The organism is Halorubrum lacusprofundi ATCC 49239 (genome assembly GCF_000022205.1).
In the GTDB taxonomy this organism is placed as follows: domain Archaea; phylum Halobacteriota; class Halobacteria; order Halobacteriales; family Haloferacaceae; genus Halorubrum; species Halorubrum lacusprofundi.
The window spans coordinates 338341-353496 of the sequence record NC_012030.1 but is presented as its reverse complement, the minus strand read 5'-3'; the positions used below and the strand labels follow the sequence as shown (position 1 = coordinate 353496).

Annotated in this window: 13 protein-coding genes, 1 pseudogene and 1 CRISPR repeat array (1 of these 15 only partly in view); of the genes and pseudogenes, 9 read left to right on the top strand and 5 right to left on the bottom strand. The window is 53.6% G+C overall.

Annotated elements, in window-relative coordinates:
• Positions 1 to 71 precede the first annotated feature (71 nt).
• Entirely contained in the window at positions 72 to 1238 is a 1167-nt protein-coding gene (locus HLAC_RS17345; protein WP_009486633.1) for an ISH3-like element ISHla1 family transposase, read from the bottom strand.
• A 1154-nt stretch (positions 1239 to 2392) separates the two neighbouring features.
• Between HLAC_RS17345 and HLAC_RS17340 the strand changes: the two genes are divergently transcribed.
• Together HLAC_RS17340 and HLAC_RS18530 are read left to right on the top strand one after the other, a co-directional pair.
• Positions 2393 to 4156, top strand: a complete 1764-nt coding sequence (locus HLAC_RS17340) for a PAS domain-containing protein (protein ID WP_012660293.1) — start codon at positions 2393 to 2395, stop codon at positions 4154 to 4156.
• A gap of 234 nt (positions 4157 to 4390) precedes the next feature.
• Positions 4391 to 4627, top strand: coding sequence for a HalOD1 output domain-containing protein (locus HLAC_RS18530; RefSeq protein WP_012660292.1), 237 nt, complete (start codon positions 4391 to 4393; stop codon positions 4625 to 4627).
• 241 nt (positions 4628 to 4868) lie between these two features.
• Here the strand turns inward: HLAC_RS18530 and HLAC_RS17335 are convergent, their stop codons facing one another.
• Together HLAC_RS17335 and HLAC_RS18525 are read right to left on the bottom strand one after the other, a co-directional pair.
• Positions 4869 to 6035 carry an ISH3-like element ISHla1 family transposase gene (locus HLAC_RS17335; protein ID WP_009486633.1) on the bottom strand — a complete coding sequence of 389 codons (1167 nt, stop codon included), beginning with the start codon at positions 6033 to 6035 and terminating at the stop codon, positions 4869 to 4871.
• 20 nt (positions 6036 to 6055) lie between these two features.
• Positions 6056 to 6586: a hypothetical protein gene (locus tag HLAC_RS18525; protein WP_012660291.1), complete on the bottom strand. Its 531-nt coding sequence runs from the start codon at positions 6584 to 6586 to the stop codon at positions 6056 to 6058.
• Between the two features lie 75 nt (positions 6587 to 6661).
• Here HLAC_RS18525 and HLAC_RS17330 point away from each other — a divergent pair, with 75 nt between their 5' ends.
• On the top strand, positions 6662 to 7660 hold the full coding sequence (locus HLAC_RS17330) for a glycosyltransferase (protein WP_012660290.1): 999 nt from the start codon (positions 6662 to 6664) through the stop codon (positions 7658 to 7660).
• A 22-nt stretch (positions 7661 to 7682) separates the two neighbouring features.
• Positions 7683 to 9038: a sulfatase family protein gene (locus HLAC_RS17325; protein WP_012660289.1), complete on the top strand. Its 1356-nt coding sequence runs from the start codon at positions 7683 to 7685 to the stop codon at positions 9036 to 9038.
• An 18-nt stretch (positions 9039 to 9056) separates the two neighbouring features.
• Here HLAC_RS17325 and HLAC_RS17320 read toward each other — a convergent pair whose 3' ends face one another.
• A complete protein-coding gene (locus tag HLAC_RS17320; protein ID WP_343122264.1) occupies positions 9057 to 9902 on the bottom strand; it encodes a glycosyltransferase family 4 protein in 846 nt (281 codons plus the stop codon).
• A gap of 286 nt (positions 9903 to 10188) precedes the next feature.
• The gene (locus HLAC_RS17315; protein WP_009486633.1) at positions 10189 to 11355 is read right to left on the bottom strand and encodes an ISH3-like element ISHla1 family transposase; all 1167 of its coding nucleotides are present in this window, start codon (positions 11353 to 11355) and stop codon (positions 10189 to 10191) included.
• Between the two features lie 50 nt (positions 11356 to 11405).
• Here HLAC_RS17315 and HLAC_RS18515 point away from each other — a divergent pair, with 50 nt between their 5' ends.
• From HLAC_RS18515 to HLAC_RS17295, 5 genes and pseudogenes are all read left to right on the top strand, one after another.
• Positions 11406 to 12053 carry a type IV pilin domain-containing protein gene (locus HLAC_RS18515; protein ID WP_012660287.1) on the top strand — a complete coding sequence of 216 codons (648 nt, stop codon included), beginning with the start codon at positions 11406 to 11408 and terminating at the stop codon, positions 12051 to 12053.
• A 212-nt stretch (positions 12054 to 12265) separates the two neighbouring features.
• Positions 12266 to 12883: a tyrosine-type recombinase/integrase gene (locus HLAC_RS17310; RefSeq protein WP_012660286.1), complete on the top strand. Its 618-nt coding sequence runs from the start codon at positions 12266 to 12268 to the stop codon at positions 12881 to 12883.
• Positions 12880 to 13329 (top strand): annotated as a pseudogene (locus HLAC_RS19750) (DUF8161 domain-containing protein). The gene HLAC_RS17310 and the pseudogene HLAC_RS19750 overlap by 4 nt, the downstream one beginning before the upstream one ends.
• 15 nt (positions 13330 to 13344) lie before the next feature.
• On the top strand, positions 13345 to 13587 hold the full coding sequence (locus tag HLAC_RS17300; RefSeq protein WP_012660284.1) for an antitoxin VapB family protein: 243 nt from the start codon (positions 13345 to 13347) through the stop codon (positions 13585 to 13587).
• A 34-nt stretch (positions 13588 to 13621) separates the two neighbouring features.
• Positions 13622 to 13978, top strand: a complete 357-nt coding sequence (locus HLAC_RS17295) for a type II toxin-antitoxin system VapC family toxin (RefSeq protein WP_241211166.1) — start codon at positions 13622 to 13624, stop codon at positions 13976 to 13978.
• Between the two features lie 402 nt (positions 13979 to 14380).
• Positions 14381 to 15156: a CRISPR direct-repeat array (repeat unit 37 nt; unit sequence GTTTCAATCCCGTGCTGGGTTTTCTGAGTGTCTCGAC) (it continues 4696 nt past the right edge of the window).

Below are 15156 nucleotides of genomic sequence, written 5' to 3'. Positions count from 1 at the left end.
CGCTGTCGGCGGCGGTCAGCCGCCGACGCGACAGCGTCGCCACTCACTCCGCTGGCTTGCTCGGTCGGTGGTTAGCGGTGGAATCGGTCGTCAGGTGGCCGATTCGCGGGGACGGCCCGACGCACCGCGAGGGCCGTCCACGCAGCTCGTCGAATCATATTGACGAACTCCTTGTACGGCCACCACCAGAGGCGACGCCCGCCTCGGCGGGGCGTCGCCACATACTCGTAGTGAAGGTACCGCCAGACGTTCTGTAAGAGGAGACTCACCACCACGTACAGCAGCCGTACCGTTGGATCTCGTGTTGTCGTTGTCGCTATCGCTTGCTCAAACAAGCGATAGCTTGACTCGATACCGAAGCGTTTCGAGTAGTGGTATCGAGCGTCCCGTGGTGAGTCGATGAACGGCGCGTCAGCGGCGTAGCCGTGACGCGCCACACCGTTCTCGTCATACTTCCCATTTAGGTACGTACAGTCGATGTAGACGGGAAAATCGACGGTCCAGCTGTGACCGTCGAGTTTCCCCGTCAGATCATGCTGAATGACGCGACTCCATCCTTCCGAGAGCTCTTGCTGAATCGCCTCACCCCACCGGATGATCGGGATCACGTACGCGTAATTGTGCGCCTGAAGCAGCGTGAGACACTTACTGTCGTAGAATCCGCGATCAAGGTAGACGGCCTTGACCCCGGCGTCAAGGCCGTCGAGGACACCGAAGAACTCAGCGAGGACACTACTTGCGGTATCGCCGTCTTTGAGACGGCGTACCGCCAGCGTGTAGCGTTTGTTCTTCACACGCGCGTAGAGTGTGGCATAGGCGTGGAACGCAGTGGTTCCACGCTTCGCTACCGAGTGATAGAGGCCGTCTGTGTCGTCTTCGTCACCGTAGTAGGGCCGCAGGTGGAGGTCTGCGCAGACCTCCACCTGTTCGGGGAGCAATTCATCGAGATCCTTTCGCAGGAGCGTGTTAGCGACTCGTTCGAGCCGTTCCGGCTCGAACTTCGTCCGAAGATGGTAGAGGACCGTGTTCCCAGCGGGTGAGTTCTGGCTCGACGCACAGAGCGTAGAGACAGAGGTCCCGTCGGCGCAAGCGCCGACGAGGACCTCATAGATGTCTTCAGCAGTGATTTCAGCGTTATTGGCTAACGAGAGCGAAACTTCCTCGTCAAGGCGGTTGACGAGAAAGTTAAGAAGCTGGTCCTCGTGGATCTCACCGTCTGCTTGTTTGGTTTTAGACACACCTTCAGCAAGCAGACGTTCTAACTAAGCGGCTTTGTGAAGTACTGATACTTGCTGAGGTCGATCTGGCTATCGTGATCTCCGGTTCGATTGGTCGAGACCGATCCACCATCTGCCCTCGGTCGCCAGTTGTTGTCACACACGTTGCAGATGCGGATCGTTCCCACTGATCGCATCTCGTCTTCAATCTCGGAGTGAGAGCATTTTGGACAGCCGTTTGTGAATGCCGAACGTTTCTGGATGCAACCACAGTGACAGTGTTCCAGGACCCGCTGTTCGACTGTGTCGCTTGATCCACAGTTCGGACAGCCACCACTGGAAGAGTTCACAATTATAACTGACCAGATAGGTATATTGTAACAATTAGCCTACTTGGCGTAAGTAGATGGTAATAAAAATGTAGATACTATCTCTACCACCTCATATTATAATATTTTTTATATGAATTTAATATATTAAAAGTATAAAAATACGCATATTGCCAAAATAAATGCGATACTACTGGTGGTATGTTATGGATACCATGGTCGAAACGAGAGCCGCTGTACGTGTTTGATCCCGTATCGATGAGTGTTTCAAACACATAGGCGATTCGAAGACGGGTATCAGTGTCAATAGGTAAACTGGACCATGAAACAGTTGAGCATTCTGGACCTCTCGCCGTGGTTAATTGTGTAAACAACTACACTACGCGCAGCCTGTCGATATATACTGAACACAGTTCGATGGGGAACATTCTATGTGTTATAGTGTTAATCCTGTACTACTCGAATCAAACAGGCCGAAAACAGATCGACAGCGATGCCACATTCGCGCCCTGCATCTTGCACGGCAAGTTCTGATAAAACCTCGATAGATCAGCTTGGCAGACCCCGTGATAGTATCATGGTAACTGTTAAGACAAACTTTGTTCTTTATAGAGAGACTCCTAAGTTCACCTGAATGATGGCTGATCCAGTGAACAACAGAAATCTGCTGACATAGCTACCACCTAGCGTGTGAAATATAGTGGATGCATCCAGCAAACAGAATTTGCTTGTTCACATCAAGCATTGCGTGTTATTATATCACACAATAAAAAGAAACAGAATGTTTAATAATATAATTGGTTGGCACCCCGTAGGTACTTCCCTATTCGACAGTATATTTCAATTATGCTTACAAAGACGATGCCGGAGTTGTTCTTTATTCACTCTGATCTAGACATCGTCTACGCGAACCCCATGGCCTGTGCACTTTTAGGGGCAGAATCCCCAGAGGAACTCACTGGCACTCCACTTATCGATCTCGTCACGTCGGACTACCGCTCACCACTCCGGGAGCGCGTGGCCCACATCTACGGTGGCGACGAACGCACCTCTGGACTGAATGTTGAGTTGCAAACGGATACTGATCAGCCACAACGCGCCATCCTCGTGAGTTCGGTGGTCGAATGGGACGACACCGAGCGAGTACAAACGTCGGTGTTCCCGATCAGAGAGACGGATGCAGACAGCGGTCAGCTTCTCTCCGAACAGGCCATGGATCAAGCCCCCATCGGCATCACGGTTTCAGACCCATCTCAGCCCGACAATCCACTCATCCAAGTGAACGATGGGTTCTGTACGCTGACCGGATACGACCGCGAGGAATTCCTCGGTCGGAACTGTCGATTCCTCCAAGGTGAAGCCACACGCGAGGAGACAGTTGCGGAGATGGGAGCAGCGATCGAGGCCCAAGAGCCTGTCACTGTCGATTTGCGAAACTACCGCAAAGACGGCTCGATGTTCTGGAATCGAGTCACGACTATCCCGATCCGGGATGACTCTGGAACGGTCTCGAACTTCCTCGGCTATCAACAGAACATCACCAACGAGAAGCGATACGAACAGGATCTCTCGTTGTTCAAAGTACAGTCTGAGCAGTCCGAAAAAGCAGTCGTGATCACCGATTCGGATGGAACGATTCAGTACGTCAATCCTACCTTTGAGCGAGTGAACGGATATTCCCCTGCTGAGGCTATTGGTCGTACTCCTCGGATTCTTAAATCAAGTCAGCAGGATAAGGAGTTCTATACGGAGTTGTGGGAGACGATTACCGATGGCGATGTCTGGAAATCAGAGCTTGTCAACAAGACAAAATTCGGTGAGCTGTACGAAGCGAAACAGACAATCACCCCAGTTACGGATGAGAAAGGCGACATAACCCATTTCGTCGGAATGACAGAAGACATCACTGAGGACGTGCTCACAAGACAGACGCTTGGTGTCCTGAATCGTGTTATGCGACATAACTTGCGGAACGCGCTCAACGTAATCGATGGTCACGCAGAGTTATTGGAAGACGGAGAGTTGGACCCCAAGTCTCGTCGAGCGTCAGTTATGGCAATTCGAGAGCAAGCTGCATCAATGCAAAATATCGGCGAGAAGACAGCAGAGATTCGCTCAATTTGGGATCGAGCCGAAACTCACGAGAGGTGGGAGCAGCTTGATATAGAGTCGCTTGTCGAAACGTATCAAAGACAGTACCCGGATGTGAACATCACCTGTACAAGTGGAGATACCGGAGACATCCACGTTCGGAACACAGAATTGTTCACGAATGCCATCGATGAGGCTATCACGAACGCAATCAAACACACCGAGCAGCCCATACCTGAAGTAGCGATCACGGTTCAGCGTGACTTAGGTGCAGATCAGTTTCGAATAACTATCGCTGACAATGGACCCGGAGTTCCGGAACTCGAACGGCATGCAATCAACTCTGGTGAGGAAACACCGCTTGGTCACAGTCTTGGGATTGGGTTGTGGGTGATGAAGTGGATTACAACGACGCTCGGTGGAGAGTTGATAATTACGGATAACGACCCTCAAGGAAGTGTGATAACGTTTCAATTGCCGGTCGGGAGCTCGAATGATGAGTTCAAACCTGAAAAGTGACAGAGTAATCGTCAAACCGATTCAGTGTCGGTAGTTGTGGCTGATCAGTTGATGATCCTCTGTTCGCTTGTGTCTCTGATGCCCTCTACAGAGCGCTGATCATCCCACGACGTGCAAGATATCGGGAATAGGTGTAGCGATACTCTACTAATTGATTCTTAAGTCATTTTCACTTTTTGACACACATATAAATAGGGTCTTACATTTATTTGTGCTCAATTTCTAGATTGTCTCATGGAACAGTCTCCGGTTCCGGATATTGTCGAAGCTATTGCAGAGGCAAAAGAGACTGAACCTTCCAAACTCGATCTTACTCTCTACGAGTATATTGACCCCGAGGCAATTCACCGGTTGGCATCACATGGTACTGCATCATGGACCTTGACATTTGAACTCTCTGAGCATGAAGTAACCGTCACAAGTGATGGAGGAATCTTCGTTGACGGGACCCAAGAAGGACTCTGGACGTGACTTCTATAACAAATGTCGACTACGGGTAGCTGAACCCGGGCGTACTAAGCTAACGTCAGTACCTCACAAAGCATCCTCGGCTAGCTGTTTCTGCGGCCTGAGTTCTGTGTCGAAGCGGTTGTACTGACGGTCTCGACGAGAGAATTACGGACGGATCGACGGAGAGCTGTCGCTGTCGGCGGCGGTCAGCCGCCGACGCGACAGCGTCGCCACTCACTCCGCTGGCTTGCTCGGTCGGTGGTTAGCGGTGGAATCGGTCGTCAGGTGGCCGATTCGCGGGGACGGCCCGACGCACCGCGAGGGCCGTCCACGCAGCTCGTCGAATCATATTGACGAACTCCTTGTACGGCCACCACCAGAGGCGACGCCCGCCTCGGCGGGGCGTCGCCACATACTCGTAGTGAAGGTACCGCCAGACGTTCTGTAAGAGGAGACTCACCACCACGTACAGCAGCCGTACCGTTGGATCTCGTGTTGTCGTTGTCGCTATCGCTTGCTCAAACAAGCGATAGCTTGACTCGATACCGAAGCGTTTCGAGTAGTGGTATCGAGCGTCCCGTGGTGAGTCGATGAACGGCGCGTCAGCGGCGTAGCCGTGACGCGCCACACCGTTCTCGTCATACTTCCCATTTAGGTACGTACAGTCGATGTAGACGGGAAAATCGACGGTCCAGCTGTGACCGTCGAGTTTCCCCGTCAGATCATGCTGAATGACGCGACTCCATCCTTCCGAGAGCTCTTGCTGAATCGCCTCACCCCACCGGATGATCGGGATCACGTACGCGTAATTGTGCGCCTGAAGCAGCGTGAGACACTTACTGTCGTAGAATCCGCGATCAAGGTAGACGGCCTTGACCCCGGCGTCAAGGCCGTCGAGGACACCGAAGAACTCAGCGAGGACACTACTTGCGGTATCGCCGTCTTTGAGACGGCGTACCGCCAGCGTGTAGCGTTTGTTCTTCACACGCGCGTAGAGTGTGGCATAGGCGTGGAACGCAGTGGTTCCACGCTTCGCTACCGAGTGATAGAGGCCGTCTGTGTCGTCTTCGTCACCGTAGTAGGGCCGCAGGTGGAGGTCTGCGCAGACCTCCACCTGTTCGGGGAGCAATTCATCGAGATCCTTTCGCAGGAGCGTGTTAGCGACTCGTTCGAGCCGTTCCGGCTCGAACTTCGTCCGAAGATGGTAGAGGACCGTGTTCCCAGCGGGTGAGTTCTGGCTCGACGCACAGAGCGTAGAGACAGAGGTCCCGTCGGCGCAAGCGCCGACGAGGACCTCATAGATGTCTTCAGCAGTGATTTCAGCGTTATTGGCTAACGAGAGCGAAACTTCCTCGTCAAGGCGGTTGACGAGAAAGTTAAGAAGCTGGTCCTCGTGGATCTCACCGTCTGCTTGTTTGGTTTTAGACACACCTTCAGCAAGCAGACGTTCTAACTAAGCGGCTTTGTGAAGTACTGAGTATGTGGCTGGAGAAAATGGATTATGATACGCTTGTTTGGGTAGTCTTCAGCTACTTTCATAGCTCGATTGGCCATCGTAGCTGGATGAATCGTCTGGAGGTCGTTGTCCCAGCCATCTTTCCAGACTGACTCGACAGCGTGGAAGGTTTCATCCGGAAGATTCGTGTTTACATACGGATTTCCAGTGACATAGACAATATCATGAAATTGCTTGTTATCAAAATTTTCTGAGAGAAATCCGGGCGTTCCCGACTGCATACTCTGTCGTTTCTCCAACATTCCTGGAAGCGGGTTCTCCTCAAATAATTCCGCAAATAGGTCGTATCGGCATGCGTCCAAAATGATCAAATTATCCCACTCCTCCTCGGTGACCGGATCTGATTCAGGCCGGGTGATTCCAGTAAAATATCTACTTACGACGTGCGTCAGGAACCGTTTCCGCCACCATGTTCGGTCAAGACCGTGATGTCGTATCTCAGACAGAGCGTAAGGAAGGTTCATATTCGTATATCCGCCGGAAACCATTTAATATGTTATCAACGGAGCGTTCTTATAGGTGGAAGAAGTCATTCGGATGTGACTCAGGTGAACCCCAAAGTTCGGTGGTTTACTCCAGATAAACCGGACAACATCAGTGTTGGGAGAGAACGAATTGCCTCCCATCTCCGACAAAACGAGGGGTTCAACGTTGATGTTGTGGGAACTACACTCACAACTGTCCGAACAGCGATCAGAGAACGTGACCGATACGACGTGATCCTTGGAACCACTCGTGCAGGGGCGATCGCCGGGACACTGATCGGGCGCGTAACCGGAAAGCCCGTGATTGTTGACCACGTAGATCCCATCCGACAGTTTCGTGAAAACAACCCTCCGTTCTTTTCGATCCCAGTTCGAATAGCCGAAAATATCTCATTCGCGCTAGCCGAGTTGGTACTGTACGTGTACGAGGAAGAGTACGATCGGGTTTCTCGTTACGCTAGCCAGCATATGAAGACCGAACTCGGTGTTGATTATCGTCGGTTTGCTAGTCCCAATTCAGAGATCATTGATTCTGTTCAGGATCAGTTATCCGAATACGAGCTTCGCGAAAATGTAGCGATCTACGTCGGCGGGCTTGAACCCATATATCACATCAGAGAGTTACTGATGACGATGTCGAATCTTCCTGACTGGTCGTTGATTGTTCTCGGAGAGGGCAGTCTCAGAGAAATGCTTGAAGAGGTGGATGCCGACCAGGAGAACATTCACTATTTAGGACTCGTTCCACACGAGACCATCCCTGGGTATCTCAATGTGGCTGATGTCGGCGTTTCGTTGGTTGATGATCCTCATACACTCAAGATATTAGAGTACGGTGCTGCGGGACTATCGGTCGTTCAAGCTAGTGGACTAGCGGAAGAGAGATTCCGGGAACGGGTGGAATATGCCGATCCCGATCCAAGATCTATAGCGGGTGCCATCGAACGTGCTGGAGAGCGTGAAAGCGTTGAGCAACTCCAATTGTTCATCTCAGAATTTGATTGGAAACGGATAGCGGAGGATTATGCGGATGCGCTCAAAAGCATAAAATAGGTCGCCAGCAACACCTGAATATATGCGCGATATCGTTTTAGTAACAGTTGACTCGTTACGCGCCGATCACGTCGGCTGGCACGGCTACGATCGGAATACAACGCCAAATCTTGACCAGCGCGCGGCATCAGCCCAGACGTTCACGTCCGCCTTTTCCCATGCATGTTCAACACGACCTTCGTTTCCGTCTATTATGACTTCGTCGTACGCTCTTGAGTACGGAGGATTCGAACGACTCTCCTCGAAACGAACCACAATTGCCGAACTTTTAGAAGAGGCCGGGTACGAGACTGCTGGCTTCCACTCGAACCTCTATCTCTCTGCTGATTTTGGCTACGATAGAGGATTCAATCGGTTCTTTGATTCGAAATCGGACCCAGGGACACTCGCTAAACTTCGACAGGAGGTCAAAACACACCTTGACTCCGATGGCCATCTCTACGGTTTTCTTCAGCAGGCGTTCAACGCAACGGAGAAACGAGCAGGTATTGAACTCGGTTCTGCCTACATCGACGCTGAGGAAATCACCGATCGTGCGCTCTCTTGGGCGTCTTCAACGAGTAGCAATCCCCGCTTCCTTTGGGTGCACTACATGGATGTCCACCATCCGTACGTCCCACCAGCGGAGCATCAGCGGCGATTCCGCGATGAACCGGTCAACGACCGTGACGCTGTTCAGCTTCGGAGGAAAATGTTGGAATCACCGGAGAAGATAACTGATCAGGAGTTTAACACGCTCATTGATCTTTATGACTCCGAAATATCCTATGTCGACGCACAGGTTGAACGCCTAATAGAAACACTTCAGGCAGAATGGGACAATAATCCCGTAATCGCATTCACCGCCGATCACGGAGAGGAGTTCCTCGATCACGGTGGGTTCAGTCACAGTGCTACCTTCTACGACGAAGTAATTCATGTGCCGCTGTTCGTTGACACTGGAGAAGATGAGACAGTAGAAAACGACAATCTCGTTGGCTTGATGGATCTAGCACCCACTCTCGCTGATAAAGCGGATGTCGATCGACCGGAGACCTATCGGGGTCAACCGCTGAGTCAGGTCGAGGACCAGTGGAACCGGTCAGAAGTCATCGCCGAATGGGCCGACACCGACACAGATGATCGTCGGTTTGCCGTTCGGACCACGAACTGGAAGTATATCCGCGAGGAAAACGGAGCTGAGCAACTTTACGACCTTACCGCTGATCCGGAGGAGATGAACGATCTTGCTACTGGGAATCCCAACGTATTATCGGACCTCCGCGAAACGCTTGAGGATCATCTGGCGACGTTAGACGAAAGCCGCGAGGACCTCGGTGATGTCGAGATGGACGAGGAGGTGCGCCAGCGACTTCGCGACCTCGGATATCAGGAGTAGCGCAGGTTCGACCGCTGACTATGTATCGAGTACTCGTTCCCAGACATCGACGTGACCAGCGGCGCACTCCTCGTTGTACGTTGCCATCTTCTTACCGCTTTGGGTCGCGAGTGACTCGCGGTGGTCGTCGTCGGTGATGAGGCGTTCGAGTGCATCGCGGATGCCGCCAGGTGTCGGGGGACAGACCTCACCGGCGTCCCCGACGGCTTCCGGAACTCCCATGGCGTCACCGCCGATAACGGGGAGGCCGGCGGCCTGTGCTTCCAGTACTACGGTCCCGTAAGAGTCGAGAAAGCTCACGTAGACGAATGCGTTGGCGCTGGCGAACTCGCCTTCGACGGCCTCGACGAACCCGAGGACGGTCACGCGGTCGGCGTATTCGTAGTCACCGAGATACTTGCGGAGCGCATCCAGATACTGTCCGCCGCCGGCGACTCTGTATTGGAGTGTCGGATACTCTTCGAACAGCGGTTGGAGGGCGCGCAACACAGTCAGGACGCCATCGTACTTCTCTTCATAGCGCAGGTTCGTGACGGTGAGGAGGTCGAACGTCTCTCGGTCACTTGCCCGGCCGGTACCGTACCGGTCGGTGTCGACGGGCCGGCCAATGACAGAGTACTGGGTAACTGGATACTGCTCGCGAAATGTCTCACTAGTGGTGTCGCTGATGAATATCACCTCAGACGTCTGGTGGAGGGCGAGACGGGTTCGGGCGCGAATGCTGGCGTCCTTGAGCCAGCCGTACTGTCCATGGGCGTTCGTGTAGTCGGCCCATCCGCGAATCGCGACAACGAGCGGGATGTCGTAGATCACCGACGCACCGGCAGCGAGCATTCCGTTGGCTATCAGCTCGTCCGTTTGAATGACGTCGTACTCGCGCGCGAGGATGGCCCGAAGGCGTTCCGGAACAGGGACGCGAGAGACGACGTCGACATCATAAGACGGATACTCGGTCGAGACATAGTCAGTACCTCACAAAGCATCCTCGGCTAGCTGTTTCTGCGGCCTGAGTTCTGTGTCGAAGCGGTTGTACTGACGGTCTCGACGAGAGAATTACGGACGGATCGACGGAGAGCTGTCGCTGTCGGCGGCGGTCAGCCGCCGACGCGACAGCGTCGCCACTCACTCCGCTGGCTTGCTCGGTCGGTGGTTAGCGGTGGAATCGGTCGTCAGGTGGCCGATTCGCGGGGACGGCCCGACGCACCGCGAGGGCCGTCCACGCAGCTCGTCGAATCATATTGACGAACTCCTTGTACGGCCACCACCAGAGGCGACGCCCGCCTCGGCGGGGCGTCGCCACATACTCGTAGTGAAGGTACCGCCAGACGTTCTGTAAGAGGAGACTCACCACCACGTACAGCAGCCGTACCGTTGGATCTCGTGTTGTCGTTGTCGCTATCGCTTGCTCAAACAAGCGATAGCTTGACTCGATACCGAAGCGTTTCGAGTAGTGGTATCGAGCGTCCCGTGGTGAGTCGATGAACGGCGCGTCAGCGGCGTAGCCGTGACGCGCCACACCGTTCTCGTCATACTTCCCATTTAGGTACGTACAGTCGATGTAGACGGGAAAATCGACGGTCCAGCTGTGACCGTCGAGTTTCCCCGTCAGATCATGCTGAATGACGCGACTCCATCCTTCCGAGAGCTCTTGCTGAATCGCCTCACCCCACCGGATGATCGGGATCACGTACGCGTAATTGTGCGCCTGAAGCAGCGTGAGACACTTACTGTCGTAGAATCCGCGATCAAGGTAGACGGCCTTGACCCCGGCGTCAAGGCCGTCGAGGACACCGAAGAACTCAGCGAGGACACTACTTGCGGTATCGCCGTCTTTGAGACGGCGTACCGCCAGCGTGTAGCGTTTGTTCTTCACACGCGCGTAGAGTGTGGCATAGGCGTGGAACGCAGTGGTTCCACGCTTCGCTACCGAGTGATAGAGGCCGTCTGTGTCGTCTTCGTCACCGTAGTAGGGCCGCAGGTGGAGGTCTGCGCAGACCTCCACCTGTTCGGGGAGCAATTCATCGAGATCCTTTCGCAGGAGCGTGTTAGCGACTCGTTCGAGCCGTTCCGGCTCGAACTTCGTCCGAAGATGGTAGAGGACCGTGTTCCCAGCGGGTGAGTTCTGGCTCGACGCACAGAGCGTAGAGACAGAGGTCCCGTCGGCGCAAGCGCCGACGAGGACCTCATAGATGTCTTCAGCAGTGATTTCAGCGTTATTGGCTAACGAGAGCGAAACTTCCTCGTCAAGGCGGTTGACGAGAAAGTTAAGAAGCTGGTCCTCGTGGATCTCACCGTCTGCTTGTTTGGTTTTAGACACACCTTCAGCAAGCAGACGTTCTAACTAAGCGGCTTTGTGAAGTACTGAGTATGCATAAACGGGTGAGGGACCTTATTCAGTGGACAGGGGTTGACAGGTCAGTGTCTCCTGTAATTGGTGTCATTTTAGTTGTCGCACTAACACTAATTATCGCTGCAGCTATTGGTGCGAGTGCGTTTGGGCTGGCCGGTTCATTATCTGAGAGCCCACCACAAGCGACTATCGACGCCGAGCACGAAGATCGAATAATAAATGATGGCGAGGGACATTCGGCGGAGATGACCATTGTCACACTCACCCATGAGGGCGGTGATAATATTGATAAAGATAATATAAATGTGACAATCAACTGCGAGCCAGCATGGGCAACACCTGATCCCCCCGAAGAATACTACGAGTGGGAAGCATATGATTACAATCACATTGTTAATCCGTGGGAAACTACGGAATCAGATCAAATCTCCTCAGGTGATCAAACAGTTATCGCCATCAAGACTAACGAAATAGTGGAGAGTAATAACCCTACTATCGATAGAACGACTTTCAGTTTCGATGATGGCGGAATTAATCTTTGGGAGCCAATCCCGACAGTCACTTACGATCTAAATAAGGTTGAACTGGAGTCGGGCGATACTGTCCGCATGATCTGGGAGTCGGGCGATACGTCGACACCACTAGTTGAGTACGAGATAAAGTAGCGGAGCACGTGTTCGGTCAGTGCGTCGATCTTATATCTAAAATCGTCAGCGCCGAATCCCGGAATCGAACCGTCATTTCACCGCGCCAGACTTCAACATCACTCACGTCACCACTGTTCAGAGACTGGCTCATCGAACTTTGGACTTCTTATATAGACTCCAAAGTTAAGTGGGTCCGGACGGACTATAGTATATAAAGAGTACTCCATCAAATGGCTCAGAATATAGATTCCAAAGTTCGAGCAAAGGTATGGCTCACACTTGACCAAGTCGACGCACTCCGGTCGGCGTGCTACTCAACCGGTGCCGACTACCTGCAGCAGCGTAACGAGGCGATCATCGCGCTCATGTACGATACCGGGCTCCGGGTCGGCGAGTTGGTGGCCATCGACGTCGATATGCTCAGGGAGGGCAACACGGCTCTCTACCTACCGACAGAGATCCAGAAGGACTACCCCAACGACAACGAGCCCGCACCGGCGACGTTGGAGCTCGCCTCAGATGTGACACGGCTGCTGTCGTCGTATCTCAACAGCCGCTGGAAAGACTCACCCGCACTGTTCCCTTCGCGGTCGAGCGACCGGATCACCACTCAGGGCGTCCGGAACGCGGTCTCGAAGGTCGCCGAAGAGGCAGGCGTCGAGCCATACCTTCTCGACGGCACTCGCGGCGAGCCGGGCGACGTGACGCCCCATGCACTCCGCCACAGTGTTGCCTATCGCATGATGAACGCCGAGGATGGTAACACGTTGTACGACGTGAGGAATCGTCTTCGGCACCGCAGCATCCAGACAACTGAGCAAGTGTACGATCACATGATCCGAGTATGACCGACGAGAGCGAAGATATCGACCCAGAGTACCCACGTCCAGCTGGCCATTACCCCCGGTTTTGAGACAATGAATGGCACTACGTCCCCGACGAGCTCGCCCAAACGATCTCGCTTGGTCCTGGTGGTGACGGGGAGGACGGCCAAGATTGGATACTCACGTACACGCCAGAGAAACGTGATCCAGACGACCGCGAAAAGGTGCTCGTCCGGCTGACGCCCCGTGCGCTCCATGAGCTCTATATCGAAGTGAAAGACCTTGACGTCGAGACTCGGCAGATGGGTCATCGCGCTGAGTGTGATCTCTGCGGAGAGATGGTCGATATGGACCGTGCAATCCCGAACCAGCGTGGCGAACCGTGCCACAAGCACTGTTGGGCGGAGTACACAGGTGCGCCTGACTGGTTTTGCCGATCACGTATAGCGGGGCAAGACTTGAGTCGATAGGCTGCATACACCCGTATGCAAATGTCGAAAAGTATCCGGCTCTCTGACGAAGCTTACGAACGCCTGAAAGCCCACAAAGAGGAGGAAGAGACGTTCACAGATGTCGTTCTCCGGCTCGCAGGAGAGCACTCACTCCTCGAATTGGCCGGTATTCTCGATGACGAGGAAGCTGCTAGTATGAAAGATGCTATCGCGGAGCGACGGGAACGTCGCCACAGCGAATTAGAAGGGGTTGCCGACGAGATGCAGGGTGTGTAGAGTGTTGTTAGATACGTCTTTTCTGATCGACCTGATGAATAGCGATGAGGGAGCGATCTCGAAAGCCCGTGAGCTCGAAGAGAACCTCATCCAGCAACGGCTGTCCTCGATGACACTGTTTGAACTCTTTTACGGGATTGCGCGGTCGAACCAGTCGGATGCAGAACGTGAGAAAGTCGAGACTGTGCTTTCCTCAAAACCCGTTCACCCAGCCGATACCGCAGTTATGCGGAAGGCCGGTCGACTGTCGGGACAACTCGTAAATGAAGGGAATACCGTCGATGACGGTGACGTGATCATTGCTGCAACAGCTGACGTAGTTGACGAGCCTGTACTGACCCGTAATCTGAAGGATTTCGAACGGCTAGATGTTGAGACAGAAACCTACTAGAGCGATCAGCTGGGATTGTCTGTGGAATCTAATCGTATTATCGTATAACTCGATTACGGCCCGACATCAATTCGTCTCAACTCCGCCGGTCTGGTCGGGAGCAAACCCCTACTTTGTTTCAGTCCTGTATTGGGTTTTCTGGCCGTCTCGACAACTCAGCAGCTTGCTACCGCCGACGGGTCACAACGTTTCAATTCCATCGTGGATTTTCTGGTTGTCTCGACAACCGGCGGCCGGGCTCGCACACCTTCACCTCGTGGTTTCAATTCCGTCGTGGATTTTCTGGCTGTCTCGACCGAACGCGCGGTTAACGAACTGACCAGCGGGAGTGGGATTCAATTCCGTTGTAGATTTTTTGGGTGCCTCGACAAACTTGACTGGCTCCGCGGTCGGCGGTCTGCTTGTTTTAATCCCATGCTGGGTTTTCTGGTCGCCTCGACGGCCCGCCGGACCGCCTCGACGCTCTCGAATCGATCGTTTCAATCCCGTGCTGGGTTTTCTGAGTGTCTCGACTTCACCGAGCGTTTGGACTAGCTCCGCTGTATTCCGGTTTCAATCCCGTGCTGGGTTTTCTGAGTGTCTCGACGTCCGCGGTCGTCGTCCCACAGCGGCTCGGGCGTCCGTTTCAATCCCGTGCTGGGTTTTCTGAGTGTCTCGACGCCATGACCGCCGAGTTCGATGTGGCGGTGCATGGCGTTTCAATCCCGTGCTGGGTTTTCTGAGTGTCTCGACTTCTGCGTTCGCGTTCAGTCGTCATTGATTATGTCGTGGTTTCAATCCCGTGCTGGGTTTTCTGAGTGTCTCGACTTCACCGAGCGTTTGGACTAGCTCCGCTGTATTCCGGTTTCAATCCCGTGCTGGGTTTTCTGAGTGTCTCGACGTCCGCGGTCGTCGTCCCACAGCGGCTCGGGCGTCCGTTTCAATCCCGTGCTGGGTTTTCTGAGTGTCTCGACGCCATGACCGCCGAGTTCGATGTGGCGGTGCATGGCGTTTCAATCCCGTGCTGGGTTTTCTGAGTGTCTCGACTTCTGCGTTCGCGTTCAGTCGTCATTGATTATGTCGTGGTTTCAATCCCGTGCTGGGTTTTCTGAGTGTCTCGACGTCATACTCGACAGTGACCGCGGCGACGAGATCCCGTTTCAATCCCGTGCTGGGTTTTCTGAGTGTCTCGACCACTC